At 28.3% G+C, this 14,507-nt stretch carries 14 protein-coding genes and 1 pseudogene; 2 read left to right on the forward strand and 13 right to left on the reverse strand.

Going from position 1 to position 14,507, the window contains the following annotated elements; all coding sequences use genetic code 11:
* Window positions 1–8 precede the first annotated feature (8 nt).
* The 5 genes from MTX53_RS09150 to trpB form a co-directional block, all read right to left on the reverse strand.
* A complete protein-coding gene (locus MTX53_RS09150) occupies window positions 9–740 on the reverse strand; it encodes a lantibiotic immunity ABC transporter MutG family permease subunit (protein WP_244833464.1) in 732 nt (243 codons plus the stop codon).
* Between the two features lies 1 nt (window position 741).
* Window positions 742–1,500 carry a lantibiotic immunity ABC transporter MutE/EpiE family permease subunit gene (locus MTX53_RS09155; protein ID WP_244833466.1) on the reverse strand — a complete coding sequence of 253 codons (759 nt, stop codon included), beginning with the start codon at window positions 1,498–1,500 and terminating at the stop codon, window positions 742–744.
* A complete protein-coding gene (locus MTX53_RS09160; protein ID WP_244833467.1) occupies window positions 1,500–2,201 on the reverse strand; it encodes a lantibiotic protection ABC transporter ATP-binding protein in 702 nt (233 codons plus the stop codon). The genes MTX53_RS09155 and MTX53_RS09160 overlap by 1 nt, the downstream gene beginning before the upstream one ends.
* Before the next feature lie 114 nt (window positions 2,202–2,315).
* The gene (gene trpA, locus MTX53_RS09165) at window positions 2,316–3,107 is read right to left on the reverse strand and encodes a tryptophan synthase subunit alpha (protein ID WP_244833469.1); all 792 of its coding nucleotides are present in this window, start codon (window positions 3,105–3,107) and stop codon (window positions 2,316–2,318) included.
* Window positions 3,100–4,287: a tryptophan synthase subunit beta gene (gene trpB, locus MTX53_RS09170; protein WP_244833471.1), complete on the reverse strand. Its 1,188-nt coding sequence runs from the start codon at window positions 4,285–4,287 to the stop codon at window positions 3,100–3,102. Before trpB ends, trpA begins: the two co-directional genes overlap by 8 nt.
* Window positions 4,288–4,398: 111 nt before the next feature.
* Between trpB and MTX53_RS09175 the strand changes: the two genes are divergently transcribed.
* On the forward strand, window positions 4,399–5,337 hold the full coding sequence (locus MTX53_RS09175; RefSeq protein WP_244833473.1) for a sugar-binding transcriptional regulator: 939 nt from the start codon (window positions 4,399–4,401) through the stop codon (window positions 5,335–5,337).
* Window positions 5,338–5,820: 483 nt separating this feature from the next.
* Window positions 5,821–6,663, forward strand: coding sequence for a methyl-accepting chemotaxis protein (locus MTX53_RS09180; RefSeq protein ID WP_244833475.1), 843 nt, complete (start codon window positions 5,821–5,823; stop codon window positions 6,661–6,663).
* Window positions 6,664–6,719: 56 nt separating this feature from the next.
* Here MTX53_RS09180 and MTX53_RS09185 read toward each other — a convergent pair whose 3' ends face one another.
* The 8 genes and pseudogenes from MTX53_RS09185 to MTX53_RS09220 all read right to left on the reverse strand — a co-directional run bounded on the left by MTX53_RS09185 (window position 6,720) and on the right by MTX53_RS09220 (window position 14,454).
* Window positions 6,720–7,151, reverse strand: coding sequence for a hypothetical protein (locus tag MTX53_RS09185; protein WP_244833476.1), 432 nt, complete (start codon window positions 7,149–7,151; stop codon window positions 6,720–6,722).
* A gap of 98 nt (window positions 7,152–7,249) precedes the next feature.
* Entirely contained in the window at window positions 7,250–8,086 is an 837-nt protein-coding gene (locus tag MTX53_RS09190) for a nucleoside recognition domain-containing protein (RefSeq protein ID WP_244833478.1), read from the reverse strand.
* Between the two features lie 109 nt (window positions 8,087–8,195).
* The gene (locus MTX53_RS09195) at window positions 8,196–8,411 is read right to left on the reverse strand and encodes a hypothetical protein (protein ID WP_348521778.1); all 216 of its coding nucleotides are present in this window, start codon (window positions 8,409–8,411) and stop codon (window positions 8,196–8,198) included.
* Between the two features lie 152 nt (window positions 8,412–8,563).
* A complete protein-coding gene (locus tag MTX53_RS09200) occupies window positions 8,564–8,725 on the reverse strand; it encodes a FeoB-associated Cys-rich membrane protein (protein WP_244833480.1) in 162 nt (53 codons plus the stop codon).
* 18 nt (window positions 8,726–8,743) lie between these two features.
* Window positions 8,744–11,101 carry a ferrous iron transport protein B gene (gene feoB / locus MTX53_RS09205; RefSeq protein WP_244833482.1) on the reverse strand — a complete coding sequence of 786 codons (2,358 nt, stop codon included), beginning with the start codon at window positions 11,099–11,101 and terminating at the stop codon, window positions 8,744–8,746.
* A gap of 178 nt (window positions 11,102–11,279) precedes the next feature.
* Entirely contained in the window at window positions 11,280–11,897 is a 618-nt protein-coding gene (locus tag MTX53_RS09210; RefSeq protein WP_244833483.1) for a superoxide dismutase, read from the reverse strand.
* A 17-nt stretch (window positions 11,898–11,914) separates the two neighbouring features.
* Window positions 11,915–12,502: a rubrerythrin gene (gene rbr / locus MTX53_RS09215; RefSeq protein WP_244833485.1), complete on the reverse strand. Its 588-nt coding sequence runs from the start codon at window positions 12,500–12,502 to the stop codon at window positions 11,915–11,917.
* 235 nt (window positions 12,503–12,737) lie between these two features.
* A pseudogene (locus MTX53_RS09220) lies at window positions 12,738–14,454 on the reverse strand (methyl-accepting chemotaxis protein).
* Window positions 14,455–14,507 lie beyond the last annotated feature (53 nt).

The following is a 14,507-nucleotide window of genomic DNA, read 5'->3' on the forward strand; positions in this document are numbered from 1 at the left end:
TATAATAATTAATGCTGTCTATTTACATTTTCAAAAAAATGAAACCATATAAATAGCAGTATAAAACATAAAGTAGTTAAAATAAAACATACTACGCTTCCATATTGTATATCAGTTTTCGTATTTTCTGCAATACCTAAATAAGAAACAATTCTAGAAGACCATGAGCACGGTATCCATTTCCATATAACATCGCCAAGTCCTGTTATCATAAGTGCTGAAAGCAAAGTCTCTCCCATCCCTACAGCTATTGATATTCCACTTCCAAATTGTATGCTCAAAAATATATGAAACAAGTACATAAATATATTAGTTAAAAATATAATAAGCACAATTGTACTACATAATTTAAAATTTATCGTAGATTTAAAAATTGTTTTAAAAGAGATAATAAGCGTTGCCATCGCTATTATTAAAGAAAATAGAAACATTATTAAAAGCACTAATATCTTACTTAAAAGACACATGCTTTTTCCACATTTTAAAGATAACATCTCTTTAAATTTAGATGCTTCAAATTCATTCTCTATTATAAATGATGATACTGCTGCAATTACTATAGGACATACTACAGATTCAAGCTCAGAGTAGTGTAAAATTTTTGTCATAGCATCTTTCATGTTTAGCATACAGTATAAACCAAGTAAAAATGCTGATAATAGCGGCACTAAAATATGAATCATATAAAATTTTGTACGCTTCATTTTATAAAAATCAGCTTTTATAAGTCTAAAAAGCATATTATACTGCCTCCTTATTTTTCATATTATTAACTACTAAAAAGGAAATAATAAAAAATAAAATTAAACATACAAGACTTGCAAATGGAACAATCCAAAATTCAAGCATCTCATCTGAATATGTAATACTTGAAGGCACTGCATAAAGACCGTTTGGAAGAATTTTTATTATAGGTGTAAGTGCTCTTGAAACATATGAAAACGGATTAAAAATCCATGTTTTATATGGTGCCATAAATACCGAAAAGAGTGATATTGCCTCTACAATTATAACTGAAATGAAAAGTCCTAATTTCTTTCCAATAAAAAAGAATACAGGGAGCTGAAATATTGTTGTAATAATCATAACTAAGCTACCAAGAGCCATTGATATGATAGATATTTCATGAAAATTATTGAGTCCAAATATATTAAATATAAAGCTTGATAAAACTCCAATCATAAATATAACTAAGCATGAAATACATATATTCTTTACTCCAACTAAAATTTTTGCAATATATATTTTTTTCAAATCAACAGGCATAGCTATTATTGATCTGTTTTTCATTTTTCCATCTATTCTATACAAAAAAATTCCTTCAAGACATACTGTCTGCTCTAATAGTGCTGTATACCACCAGTTAAATAAGTCCACCTGAAAATACGTCATCATTAAAAAGAATGCTAAAATTGCTGTTAATATAGGAAGAAGAAATATAACTTTTCTTGCAAAAGTTCTCTTTGTTTTTAAATTTTCTGAAATTATATACTTGTACATTATTTTCTCCTCCCATCTTTTGCAGCTTCCATAAATATCTTCTCTAAATTTTCTCCTTCTGTATAAACATTTTGATATTTTATCTGTCCTTCTGAAATTATTGCTATATAATCTGCAAGCTTATCTACTTCACTTAATATATGGCTAGATAAAAGAACTGTTATTCCTTTCTTTGGAAAAGATTCTATAAGATCTCTAAGTTCCTGTATTCCAAAAGGATCGAGTCCATTTGTAGGTTCATCTAATATTAAAAGCTCTGGATTATTTAAAAGAGCTATTGCAATACCAAGCCTCTGTTTCATACCAACAGAAAAATTTCCTGCTTTTTTATGTCCTGTATCAGTAAGCTTTACAGTTTCTAAAACCTCATTTATTTTTGAATCTTTAATATTAAGTACTATAGTTCTAACTTTTAAATTCTCCCATGCAGTAAGATTAGGATATATTGGTGCTTCTTCAATTAATGAGCCTATATCTTCAAGAGAATTTCTACTCCATTTCTCTCCATTAAATAAAATTTCTCCACTGCTCTTTCTTATCATTCCTGTAAACATCTTTAGCATTGTTGATTTTCCTGCACCATTTGGACCTAAAAGTGCATATATTGAATTCCTTTTAACCTTTATTGACACATTGTTAACTGATTTTTCTTTTTTAAAATTTTTACATAGATTTTTTGTTTCTAAAATAATATCATTCACGTTTATCACTCCTTATGAATCTATAATAATTTATAATTATAAGGATTTTATAAGGAAATGTTTTTAAATGAAAAAAAAGTTTCTGACAAATCAGCCAGAAACTTTTTTTGCTACTTAATTAAGTTTTTTCTTAAAATCACTAATATATTCTTTAATTTTCTCTATATCAAAATTATTTTCTTCCATAAGCTTTATAAAATAAGATCCTACAATGCATCCATCTATAACATCCTCATACTCTTTAATATCATCTGGTGTTTTAATTCCAAATCCCATCATAACTGGTATATTTGAAACTTCTTTTACACTTTTTAAGTATTCTTTTATATTTTTATAGAAATTATCAGTAGCCTGTCCTGTAACTCCCATTGATGATACGCAGTATACAAAGCCTTTAGCATTTTCTACAAGCATAGGTATTCTGTTTTTAGAAACTGGTGAAACAAGTGGTATAAGATATGGTGCATTTTCTTTTTTATTAATATATTCTAAAATTTCAAATGATTCTTCATGTGGTACATCTGGTATTATAATTCCATCAACACCACAGCTTATACACATATCTACAAATCTTTGAACGCCATAGTTCAAAACTGTATTATAATAAAGCATAAATATAAGTGGAACATCACATGTTTTTCTAAGCTCTACTGCAAGATTAAATACACCCTTTAAATTAGTACCTTTTTGTATTGAACGGTATGAAGCATCTTGTATAACAGGGCCATCTGCTATAGGATCTGAAAATGGAATTCCAAGTTCTATTACATCAATTCCTGCTTCATATTGAGCTTTTATTATATCAATAGTTTTTTCCATACTAGGAAGTCCAGCAGTCATATAAGTTATAAATGCTTTTTTATTTTCCTTTTTAAGATTATTTAATCTATTCTCTATCCTATTCATTTATACCGCCCCTTTTTTCTATATATTCAGCTATTGTGTTAACATCTTTATCTCCCCTACCAGATAAGCAGACTATTATTATATCGTCCTTTGTCATAGTTTTTGTAAGTTTAGGAAGATATGCAAGAGCATGTGCACTTTCAATTGCAGGAATAATTCCTTCTAATCTACAAAGTTCAATAAGTGACTCCATAGCTTCAGTATCTGTTACACTATCATACTTAGCACGTCCTATGCTCTCAAGATAAGCATGTTCTGGTCCTATTCCTGGGTAATCAAGTCCTGCTGAAATAGAATATGCAAGTCTTATATTTCCATCATCATTTTGTAGAAGATATGATCTCATTCCATGAAGCACACCAACAGTTTTTTCTGACATTGCTGCTGCATGTTCTCCACTTTTTATTCCTTTTCCTGCCGCTTCAACACCATATAGTTTTACTGAAACATCATCTATAAATTCGGCAAACATTCCTATTGAATTTGAGCCTCCTCCACAGCATGCAACAACAGCAGAAGGAAGTCTCCCCTCTTTTTCTAATATCTGCTTTTTAGCCTCTTTACTTATTATACTTTGAAACTTTTTAACCATTTCAGGATAAGGTGCAGGCCCTACTGCTGAACCTAAAACATAAAATGTATCTTCAGCTTCTTTTGTCCATGTTCTTATAGCTTCATTAGTAGCATCTTTTAATGTATTACTTCCAGATTTAACGGGTATTACTTCTGCGCCAAGCATCTGCATTCTAAGTACATTAAGTCTTTGCCTTTCCATATCCTCTGTTCCCATAAACACTTTACATTTCATGTCAAAAAGTGCAGCTCCTGTTGCTGTTGCAACTCCATGCTGTCCAGCACCAGTTTCTGCAATTACTTTAGTCTTCCCCATTCTTTTAGCAAGCATAATCTGACCTATAACATTATTTATTTTATGTGCCCCTGTATGATTTAAATCTTCCCTTTTTAAATAAATTTTAGGTCCATACTTTTTTGTAAGCTTTGAAGCAAAATATAGTGGATTTTCTCGTCCAACATAATCTTTCATATAATAATTATATTCTTCCCAAAACTTTTCATCATCTATCGCTTTTCTATAAGCGTCATCAACTTCTTTTAATGTATTCATAAGAGATTCTGAAACATACTGTCCCCCAAAATCTCCGTATTTTTTATTTTTCATAAATAGCCCTTCCTTTCGTTTTGCAAATTGCTTAAAAATATAGTACTATATTTTAGAAACATATTTCTATAATTGAAATATATTTCACTTAAAAAAGGAGATGATTTTTTTATGGCTATTTATGATAACAATAGACTTGTTATAAAGGTCTGTAAACTTTTTTATGAAAATAATATGAATCAAAAAGAAATATCTGTAAAGCTTGGCATTTCAAAACCTCAAGTTTGCAGGATGATAACTTATGCAAAAGAAAATAACATAGTAAAATTCACAATAGATAACCCCTATACACATGAATTTTCACTAGAAGAAAATTTAATAAAGAAATATTCTTTAAAAGAAGCCTTCGTATTTAATATAAACTATAAAAATGAATCTGAAGCTATAGAAAAGTTAGGAAAATGCTGTGCAAAAGAACTTGATAAATATTTTAAAGATAATAGCACAATAGGCGTTATGAGTGGAAGAACTATTTCAGCTGTTTCAAATTATGCACATAGGCTCACACGTAAAGGACTTGTTTTTGTTCCTCTTATAGGAAATCCAGGTACAAGAGGTCATAATTCTCATGCAAATATAATAGCAGAAAATTTTGCTAAAAAAACAGGAGGAAGCTACCTTCTTCTAAATGCACCTTTGCGTCTTCAAAATAAAAAAATATGTGAAATTATAAAAAGTGAACCTTCAATATCTGAAGTTTTAAAAAAAGGTGCATCATGTGATATATCTCTTATAGGAATTGGTGAAATAAGCCCTTCATCAACATCTTATATATGTGGTGCTTTTAATGAATGTGATATAAAAAACTTAAAAAAACATAATGCAGTATCTTCAGTCTGTACATCATATATTTCAGATACAGGTGAAATAATTAAAAACGATTTAAGTGAATGCTCTATAGGAATTTCTTTAGATAAGCTTTCAAAAAGTACAACTATTGCAGTATCTACAAATTTGGAAAAATTAAATTCAATAAAAGCAGCTCTTAAAAGCGGTTATATTGATGTATTTATGACAAGCCTTGATATTGCAGAAAAACTTATAAAATAACCATAAAAATTTACAAATTTCTTTCTTTAATATATAATTAAGAAAATCAAAGATATATAACGAGAGGATGTTAAATAATGATACAAATGATCATCATTGTTCTAATTTTTGCAGTCTATTTTTATTTTGATAATAAATATAAATATACTGATAAAATTTGTTCATTTCTAAAAATAAACACAGAAAAAAAAGCTTTTGCGCTACTTATTTTCACACTTTTTTCATTTATGTTAATAACTATGTTAAATATTTTCTTTAATATTCCGTCTACAATATACTGCCTTGTTTCTGGTCTTATTTCCGGTTTTGGTATAGGAGTTTTAACTAATATTTCACACAGATAATTTATAGTAACTTTATATATTTTATGTTAAAAGTCTAATTTTTTACTTTTTTTGTAGTATAATATAATTATTAGTCGAGTAAATTAAATTTAATATCGATTATCAAAATTTATTTCTATAATTAAAGGGGAGAGAAATAATGATAAATAAAATTTCTGATAATAAGCTAATGGAATCATTTGAAACAATAATGCCTTATTTTAAGTACTATTTAGGTGAAAATATCGGTTTTTCTATTGCAAACACCGAAAGCTTTCTTCTAGTTAAAGTTAACGGTAATATCGACATTAATTTAAAGACAGGAGATAAAATTCCGCCTGACTCTGCAGCAGATAAATGTATAAAAGGAAAAAAAGTTATACATACAGTGCTTCCTGAATCCGTATTTGGTATTCCACTTGAAACAATTGCAGTACCAGTTTTAGAAAATGGAGATGCACAAGGTGCTATAGTTCTATTTATGAATGTTGATAAAACTAATAAGAAACAAAAAATAACTGAGCTTTCAAATAATTTGTCAACATCACTTGAACAGATAAGTTCAAACGCTGTTGATATGGCAGATGACTTTAAAAAAATAAATAATACTAATGAAAGTATTGGAAGTTTCATTGAAGATACAAAAAATAGTTCTAAAAAGACTGATGAAGTTTTAGCATTTATTCAAGGAATTGCAAAACAAACAAATTTACTTGGTCTTAATGCTGCAATAGAATCTGCAAGAGCTGGAGAATATGGAAAAGGATTCAGCGTAGTATCATCTGAAATTAGAAATCTTTCAAATTCAACAAAAGAATCAATAAATCAGATTGACGAAATATTAAACACTATTCAAAAATCTATAACTGAAATTTACGAAAGATTTGAAAATTCTAATGATTTATTAAAGAATCAAACATCTCATCTTGATGAAATTACTGCAACTATACAAAAGCTTACAGATAATGCTGAAATTTTAAAGAAATTCGCAGATGAATTATAAAATATAAATAAAAATATGCTGTATCAAATTCATTTTGATACAGCATATTTTTATATTTACATTGGAATTATATTTGATAATAAAATAATTATAGGAAGTGAGATTATTGTTCTTTCTATAAAAATTAAAAATAATTTTTTTATGTTAATATCAACACCTGATTTTAATATTATACTTCCAACCTCAGTCAAATAAATTATCTGTATTAGAGATAAAACTCCTATTATAAACCTTGTTTTAACTTCTACATCATGTCCAATTATAAGAGCAGGAATAAACATATCAATAAATCCTACAAGTGTTGCTGGTGCAACTTTAAATGCATCTTGAACATTAAACAAATTTAAAAATAATCCCATAGGATATGATATTATCTGCATTATATTAGTTTTATTAGCTATAAGAAGTCCTATAGTTCCCCATGATATTACAATTGGTATAAGATCTATCATTATATCAAATGCATTTTCAATACCATCTCTAATCATAAATCTAAACTTAAACTTCTCTGCTCTTTTACATGCTGATTTTACTGCATATGATAACTTTCCTTCACCTTCTGGAATATTCTCAGCTTCAAAGCCATTTACATCTTTAAGTATGTATTATCAATTGAACTTAATGGAGGTACTCTTACCCCAATTACAGCAAGAAATATTCCAAGAAGCGTAATACACAAATAAAATACAGGAAAAATATGAGTTAAATCTAATGCACTTGCTACAACCATACAAAAAGGAATAGAAACAAGAGAAAAGTTTGTCATTATAGAAGCAGCTTCTCTTTTACTATAATATCCAGCTTCATACTGCTGTCTTGTTACAAGTACAGCTGTATTTGATGAACCAAGCCATGAAGTTATCATATCTACACATGCACGTCCTGGAACTTTAAAAACTGGTCTTACATAATCTCTTAATAATATTCCAAAAAATTCCATCGTACCACAGTCTGTAAGAAGTGGCAGCATAAAGCTTAGCGTAATTGCAATAGCAACTAAAGTTTTACTTAAATCTACCATTCCTGCACCAATATCATTTGAATATATAACTTCCGGTCCTACTTTAAACACAACTGAAAAGCATACAAAAAATGCAATCAATTTTGTAATTAAATATATTGGTGATACATAAAAAAGCTTTTTAAAAAGTCTATTACTTAAAATAAATTTTGGTTTAAATAAAACTGCAAGTAGTGATAAAAATGCAGAAATACATGTAATAACAAAAACTATATATTCTGAATAAGCACTTAAACAATCCTCAATAAAATTTGACGCTATAGACATTCCATTTGTTATATTTCCATCTTTATATACAGGAAACATAAACAGTCCTACTCCAATACTTGATAAAATCAAAAATTTTATCATTAACTTTCCGGTTAATTTATTGTTTGATTCTTCTTTAGATGTTAAATTCATTGAATAAATTTTCTCCTTTGTTTTATAGTACAAATTTTTGCGCACAATACTATAATCAATGTAAATTTAACTTTTGTCAATAAAAATCTGCATAATTATTTATTTTTTTTTATATTTCATCATTTTTATTAGCTATTGTTTCCATAAATTCTTTTGTCTTAGACCAATATAAAGATCCCCAGTTTTCAAAATTCCATTTATCCATATAATCGTTGCACTCATAATCTATATAATATATTTTTCCATTCTGCACTACAAAATTAGTAGGATAATAATCAATATTAGTATTAGATGCATAAAGAAGTTTACACATATTCTTTATCATTTACTTTTATATTATCCACTTATACAAACCCCCTTAAAACATTTATACTTCCATATATTTATATTTTAATTATACTACTTTTACTATAATTTTCTTGTTAAAAATAAAGCGATGAAAAACTTTAAATTTTTTCATCGCTTTATATATTAAATCTATTTATCTTTTATTGTGATTTTATTCATATGAGCTTTACATCCGCTGCACATTTTACAATTACCTGAACAACCTCTGTGTCCATTCTTTTTTATACTTATAATTGCAAAAACAAAACATACAAATAAAATCATTAAAACAATTATTGTACTAATATTCATAATTATTACCACCTTAACTTATAAAAATAAGAAACTTCCAACGATATTAAATAGGAATGCTACAATCCACGCAATTACGCACTGTGTTATAGCAACTAAAAACGCATATTTTAAACCAAGTTCCTTTTTTACAACAGCAATTGCTGCAATACATGGAGTATATAAAAGTGAAAATATTAAAAATACAAAAGCCGAAAGCCCTGTAAACATAGTTGGAAGCAAGTCTGTATTTCCTCCAAGAAGTACTGTAAGTGTACTTACAACACTTTCTTTTGCTGTAAATCCTGTTATAAGTGCTGTTGCAACTTTCCATTCTCCAAGTCCTAAAGGCTTAAATATAGGTGCTATAAAGCTTCCAAGAAGTGCAAGAAGACTATTTGCTGAATCACTTACAACATTAAATCTTACATCGAATGTCTGAAGAAACCATATGATAATTGATGCAATAAATATAATTGAAAAAGCTTTTGTAATAAAATCTTTCGCTTTATCAGATATAAGTTTCCATACATTTTTATAACTTGGCATACGGTAATTTGGAAGTTCCATAACAAATGGTACTGGCTCTCCCTTAAACGCTGTGTGTTTTAAAATAAATGCAAATACTATTCCAACTAAAATACCTATAAGATAAAGTCCAATCATAATAAGTGGAGCAATCTTAGGAAAAAACGCTGCAGTAAATAATGCATATATAGGTAGTTTTGCAGAACAACTCATAAACGGAGTTAAAAAGATTGTCATCTTTCTATCTCTCTCTGATGGAAGTGTTCTTGTTGACATAATAGCAGGTACTGAACATCCAAAACCAATAAGCATTGGTACAAAACTTCTTCCTGAAAGTCCAAGTTTTCTTAGCATAGTATCCATTATAAACGCAACTCTTGCCATATAACCTGTATCTTCAAGAATAGAAAGAAAGAAAAACAAAATAACAATAACCGGTAAAAAGCTAAGTACACTTCCAATTCCAGCAAATATACCATCTATTACAAGCGAATGGACAACTGGGTTAACGTTCCAAAGTGTAAGTCCTTTATCAACAATGTTTGTTAGATATGTAATACCAATATCCATGATATCAGAAAAAAATGATCCAATTGGGCCAAATGTCATATAAAAAATAAATGCCATAATTCCTATAAATGAAGGAAGTGCTGTCCACTTTCCTGTAAGCAGTTTATCCATATTTGCGCTTCTTTTATGTTCCTTGCTCTCCTGTGGTTTTATTACCCATGCATCACAAAGATTTTCTATAAAGGTAAAACGCATATCTGCAAGAGCTGCTTCTCTATCAAGGCCTGTCCTCTCTTCCATCTGCTTTACAAGATTTTGAATACTAAAAAATTCTTCGTGCTCTATTTTTAATGCATCAATTACAGGCTTGTCTCCTTCAACTACTTTTGTAGCTGCAAAACGGACTGGTATTTTTGCCATAGCAGCATGATCTTCTATTAAATGAACTGTTGCATGAATACATCTATGAACAGCTCCTTTATATGGTCCATCAGGACTGCAAAAATCCATTCTTCCAGGACACTCTTTATTTCTAGCAACATTTACTGCATGTTCAACAAGTTCATTTATACCTTGATTTTTTACAGCTGATATTGGAATAACGGGTATTCCTAAAGTGTTTTCAAGTCCATTTATATCTATTGTTCCACCATTTTCACTTACTTCATCCATCATATTAAGTGCAATTACCATAGGAACATTAAGTTCAATAAGCTGCATTGTAAGCAGCATATTTCTCTCGATATTTGTTGCATCTATAATATTTATAATTCCATTTGGTTTTTCATTTAAGATAAATTCTCTTGTTACAATTTCCTCACTTGTATATGGAGAAAGTGAATATATTCCAGGAAGATCTGTAACAGTGGCTTCCGGATGATTTCTAATAATTCCATCCTTTCTATCTACAGTAACTCCTGGAAAATTACCAACATGTTGATTTGATCCAGTAAGCTGATTAAATAATGTTGTTTTTCCACAGTTTTGATTTCCAACAAGAGCAAATTTTAATTTTTCATTATCAGATAAAACATCTCCAGATTTTTTAGGAGAATATTTAGTATCTTCACCTATAGTAGAATAAAAACTCTGCCTTTTTTCTATCTTTTTTCTTTTATGTTCATGCATATTATGAATATTTTCTATAACAATCTTTGATGCATCAGCTTTACGAAGAGTAAGTTCATATCCTCTAACCATAAGCTCCATAGGATCACCCATAGGCGCCATCTTAATTAATGTCACCTCAGTTCCAGGTGTAAGCCCCATATCTAAAATATGTCTACGCAGCGGATGGTCATCGCAATTAACAGATGATATTACCGCATCTTTGCCTATTTCAAGTTCGTCAAGTGTCATTATTTTCCCTCCAGATGTATTATTTTTTGTTTAAATGATATTGATTATCATTTTTAATATAATTATAATATCATATATCTTTATTAATTTCAAATATATTTTTGGGATAATATAAAAATGGTATTTAGCTAATAACTTTAGCTAAATACCATTTAATTTTACTATTTATTCAAAATTTTTATTTAGTATAAGATTCATATATTTTTTCTATTTTTGACCAGTCAATAATATTCCATATATTTTTTACATAGTCAGGTCTTACATTTTTATATTTTAAATAATATGCATGTTCCCAAACATCTATAGTTAATAGAGGTTTTTTATTTATACTTAATGGAGAATTTTGATTTAAAGTTGTTATTACTTCTAATTCTCCGTTTTCATCTAAGACAAGCCATCCCCATCCTGAACCAAACTGACCTATTGCTGCACTACTTACTTTCTCTTTCATTTGATCAAAACTACCAAATTTACTATTTATAGCATCTAGAAGTTTTCCATCAGGTCTAGTTTTAGCATTAGGTGATAAGATTGAAAAATAGAAATTATGATTTGCTACTCCTCCACCTTGATTTATAACGCCTTGTTTTATATCCTCTGGAATATCACTAGTATTTTTTAATATATCTTCTAATGATTTATTTTGTACAAATTCGCTATGTCCTTCTAATAATGCATTTAGATTATTTACATATGTCTGCAAATGTTTTGAGTAATGAATTTCTACAGTTAATCCATCTATATATGGTTCTAGTTCATCATATGCATAGTTTAATTTTATTTTATCAAATTTCATAATAAATCACTCCCCTTTTAATAATTTTCAATAAATACTTCAAAGTAACCTTGTGGATGTGCACAAGCAGGACATGCCTTAGGTGCTTCAGTTCCTTCATATATATATCCACAATTAGTACATTTCCATAATACAGGTTTTTCTTTCTTAAATACTGTTCCGTTTTCTATATTAGATAATAATTTGTTATATCTTCTCTCATGAGTCTTTTCAACTTCAGCTATTTTTTTAAAAATTAGAGCTATTTCAGGAAATCCTTCTTCCTCTGCATCTTTAGCAAATGTAGGATAAAGTTTTTCCCATTCTTCATTTTCTCCATGAGCTGCTGCTCTTAAATTTTTAGCAGTCTTATCATGAAGTGATACTGGATAATCTGCTTTTATTTCTATTGTCTCATCTTCAAAATCTCTTTTTAAAAACTTATAAAACCTTTTTGCATGCTCTTTTTCCTGTTCTGCAGTTTCCATAAAAATATTAGATATTTGAACATATCCTTCTTTCTTTGCAATACTAGAATAATAAGTATACCTAGTTCTAGCCTGAGACTCTCCAGCAAAAGATTTCATTAAATTTTCTGCAGTTTTAGTTCCATTTAATTTTTTCATAATTATCCCTCACCTTTCTAGTTATAAACATGTATTAATTATAACTATATATTAATTATAACAAATATTTCTTGTTTTTAATAGATTCAATAATCTACCATTTTAATATAATTTCTGTTTAATTGTATATCACTTTTATTGTTAACTAAAACAAAAGTATTATACATTCATAATATTTTAAGAAATTAAATATTAAATTATTTATTAAACCAATATCTATTTTTTATTCCTTATTTTACATTTTAAATTTCTTTATCATTTCATTAAGCTGCTGTGCTAATTCAGCTTGACTTTGAGACGCAATATCTATATTTTCTATAGCCTTTGTTGTTTCATCTATATTATTTTTAACAAAAGATGCTTCTTCACTTGATTTTTGTGAATTTCCAGCCATATTCTGTACAGCTTGACTAACTTGACCTACAGTTGCTGTTATTTGTTCAGACATTGCAGCAATTTCTTCTGACATCTTTGTTACGAATTCAGAATCATCATAATACTGATCTCCAGTTTCACCATATTCATCAAATTGCTCATTAACCTTAGTATTTATAAAATCTAATATGTCCTTACCTGTTTCTATACTGCCTTTAAATGCATGCTGCACTTTAATAATAGTTCCTTGAATATTATGAACAGCTTGTGCTGATTGTTCTGCAAGCTTTTTAACTTCTTCTGCTACTACTGCAAAGCCCTTACCCTGATCTCCTGCTCTTGCTGCCTCTATTGCTGCATTAAGTGCAAGCAAATTAATCTGCTCTGCTATAGATCCAATAGTATCTGCCATAACTTTTATACTATCTACTATTTTTCCTTCTTCTATAACATTTTCCATTTTTTCTTGCTTTTCTTTATATAATGTTCTTGTATTTTCTATAGCCGTCTGACTATTACTTTTAACATTGGTTGCTCTTTTTTTAGCTTCATTTGCATTTGTGCTGCCATCCATTGCCTTTTGTGAAAGTTCATTTATACTTGAATCAACTTCTTCAACTGATGCACTTATTTCTTCAGAAGCTGCACTCGATTCTTGCATTTCATTATTAATATTATCTATTGACTTGTTTACATTTTCCATCTGTGCTGTTAATTCCTCAACAGTTGCTGATAATTCTTCTGATGATGCACTCATATCTTGTGATTTCTCTATTATAGTTTTGAGAAGTTTATTTACATTTACTTGTGCAGTATTTAGCGCTCTTCCAGTCTGACCAAACTCATCTTTTCTTGTAATTGAAATAGGCATTGAAAAATCATAATTTGACAATCTTTCTGCTAAATTTTTAATTTGTGTTAAAGGATTCAATACACTTTTACTTAAAATAACTGAAATAAATAATATAAATGCAAAAGATACTAATAAACAAATTATTGTTGTGTATAATATTTTTTTCAATTGAATTTCATTTTCTAAATTAGACTTCTCAGCTGCTGCTAAATTTAAATCTATACTTTTTTCCAAAGTTTCCATAAGATCATTTCTTTTCTTACTCACATCTGTTTGATAAATATTAGCTGCCTCATCATATTTTTTATTTTCTATAAGTTCAAGTGTTTCTTCTTTTGCTAGTCTATATGTTTCTAAATTATCTTTGAATTTTTCATAAATAACTTTTTCATCTTCATCTGATGATATTTTTTCATATTCTTCTTCTAATATGTTATCTTTCTTTGATATATCATCCATTTTAGATATATTGTCTTTTAGTCCTTCTAATTCCTTATCAAAGACAAATCCTATTCATTATAGCTCTAACTTCGTTTATATTTGCTTTTATTTCTTCTAGATTTTTTATTGTTATTAAATTATCTTCATACATTTCTTTAGCATTACTATTAATTTTTAAACAATTACTTACTCCATTTACACCTATTAATACTATAAAGATGCAAATTATAGAAAATGTTACTACTAGTTTTTTTCTGACACTTAAATTTGTAAAAAATTTCATTATATTCCCCCTAAATAAAAATTTAATAAATTGATATTTTATGTATATTTATT

This window comes from Clostridium sp. BJN0001 (genome assembly GCF_022869825.1).
GTDB lineage: Bacteria > Bacillota > Clostridia > Clostridiales > Clostridiaceae > Clostridium.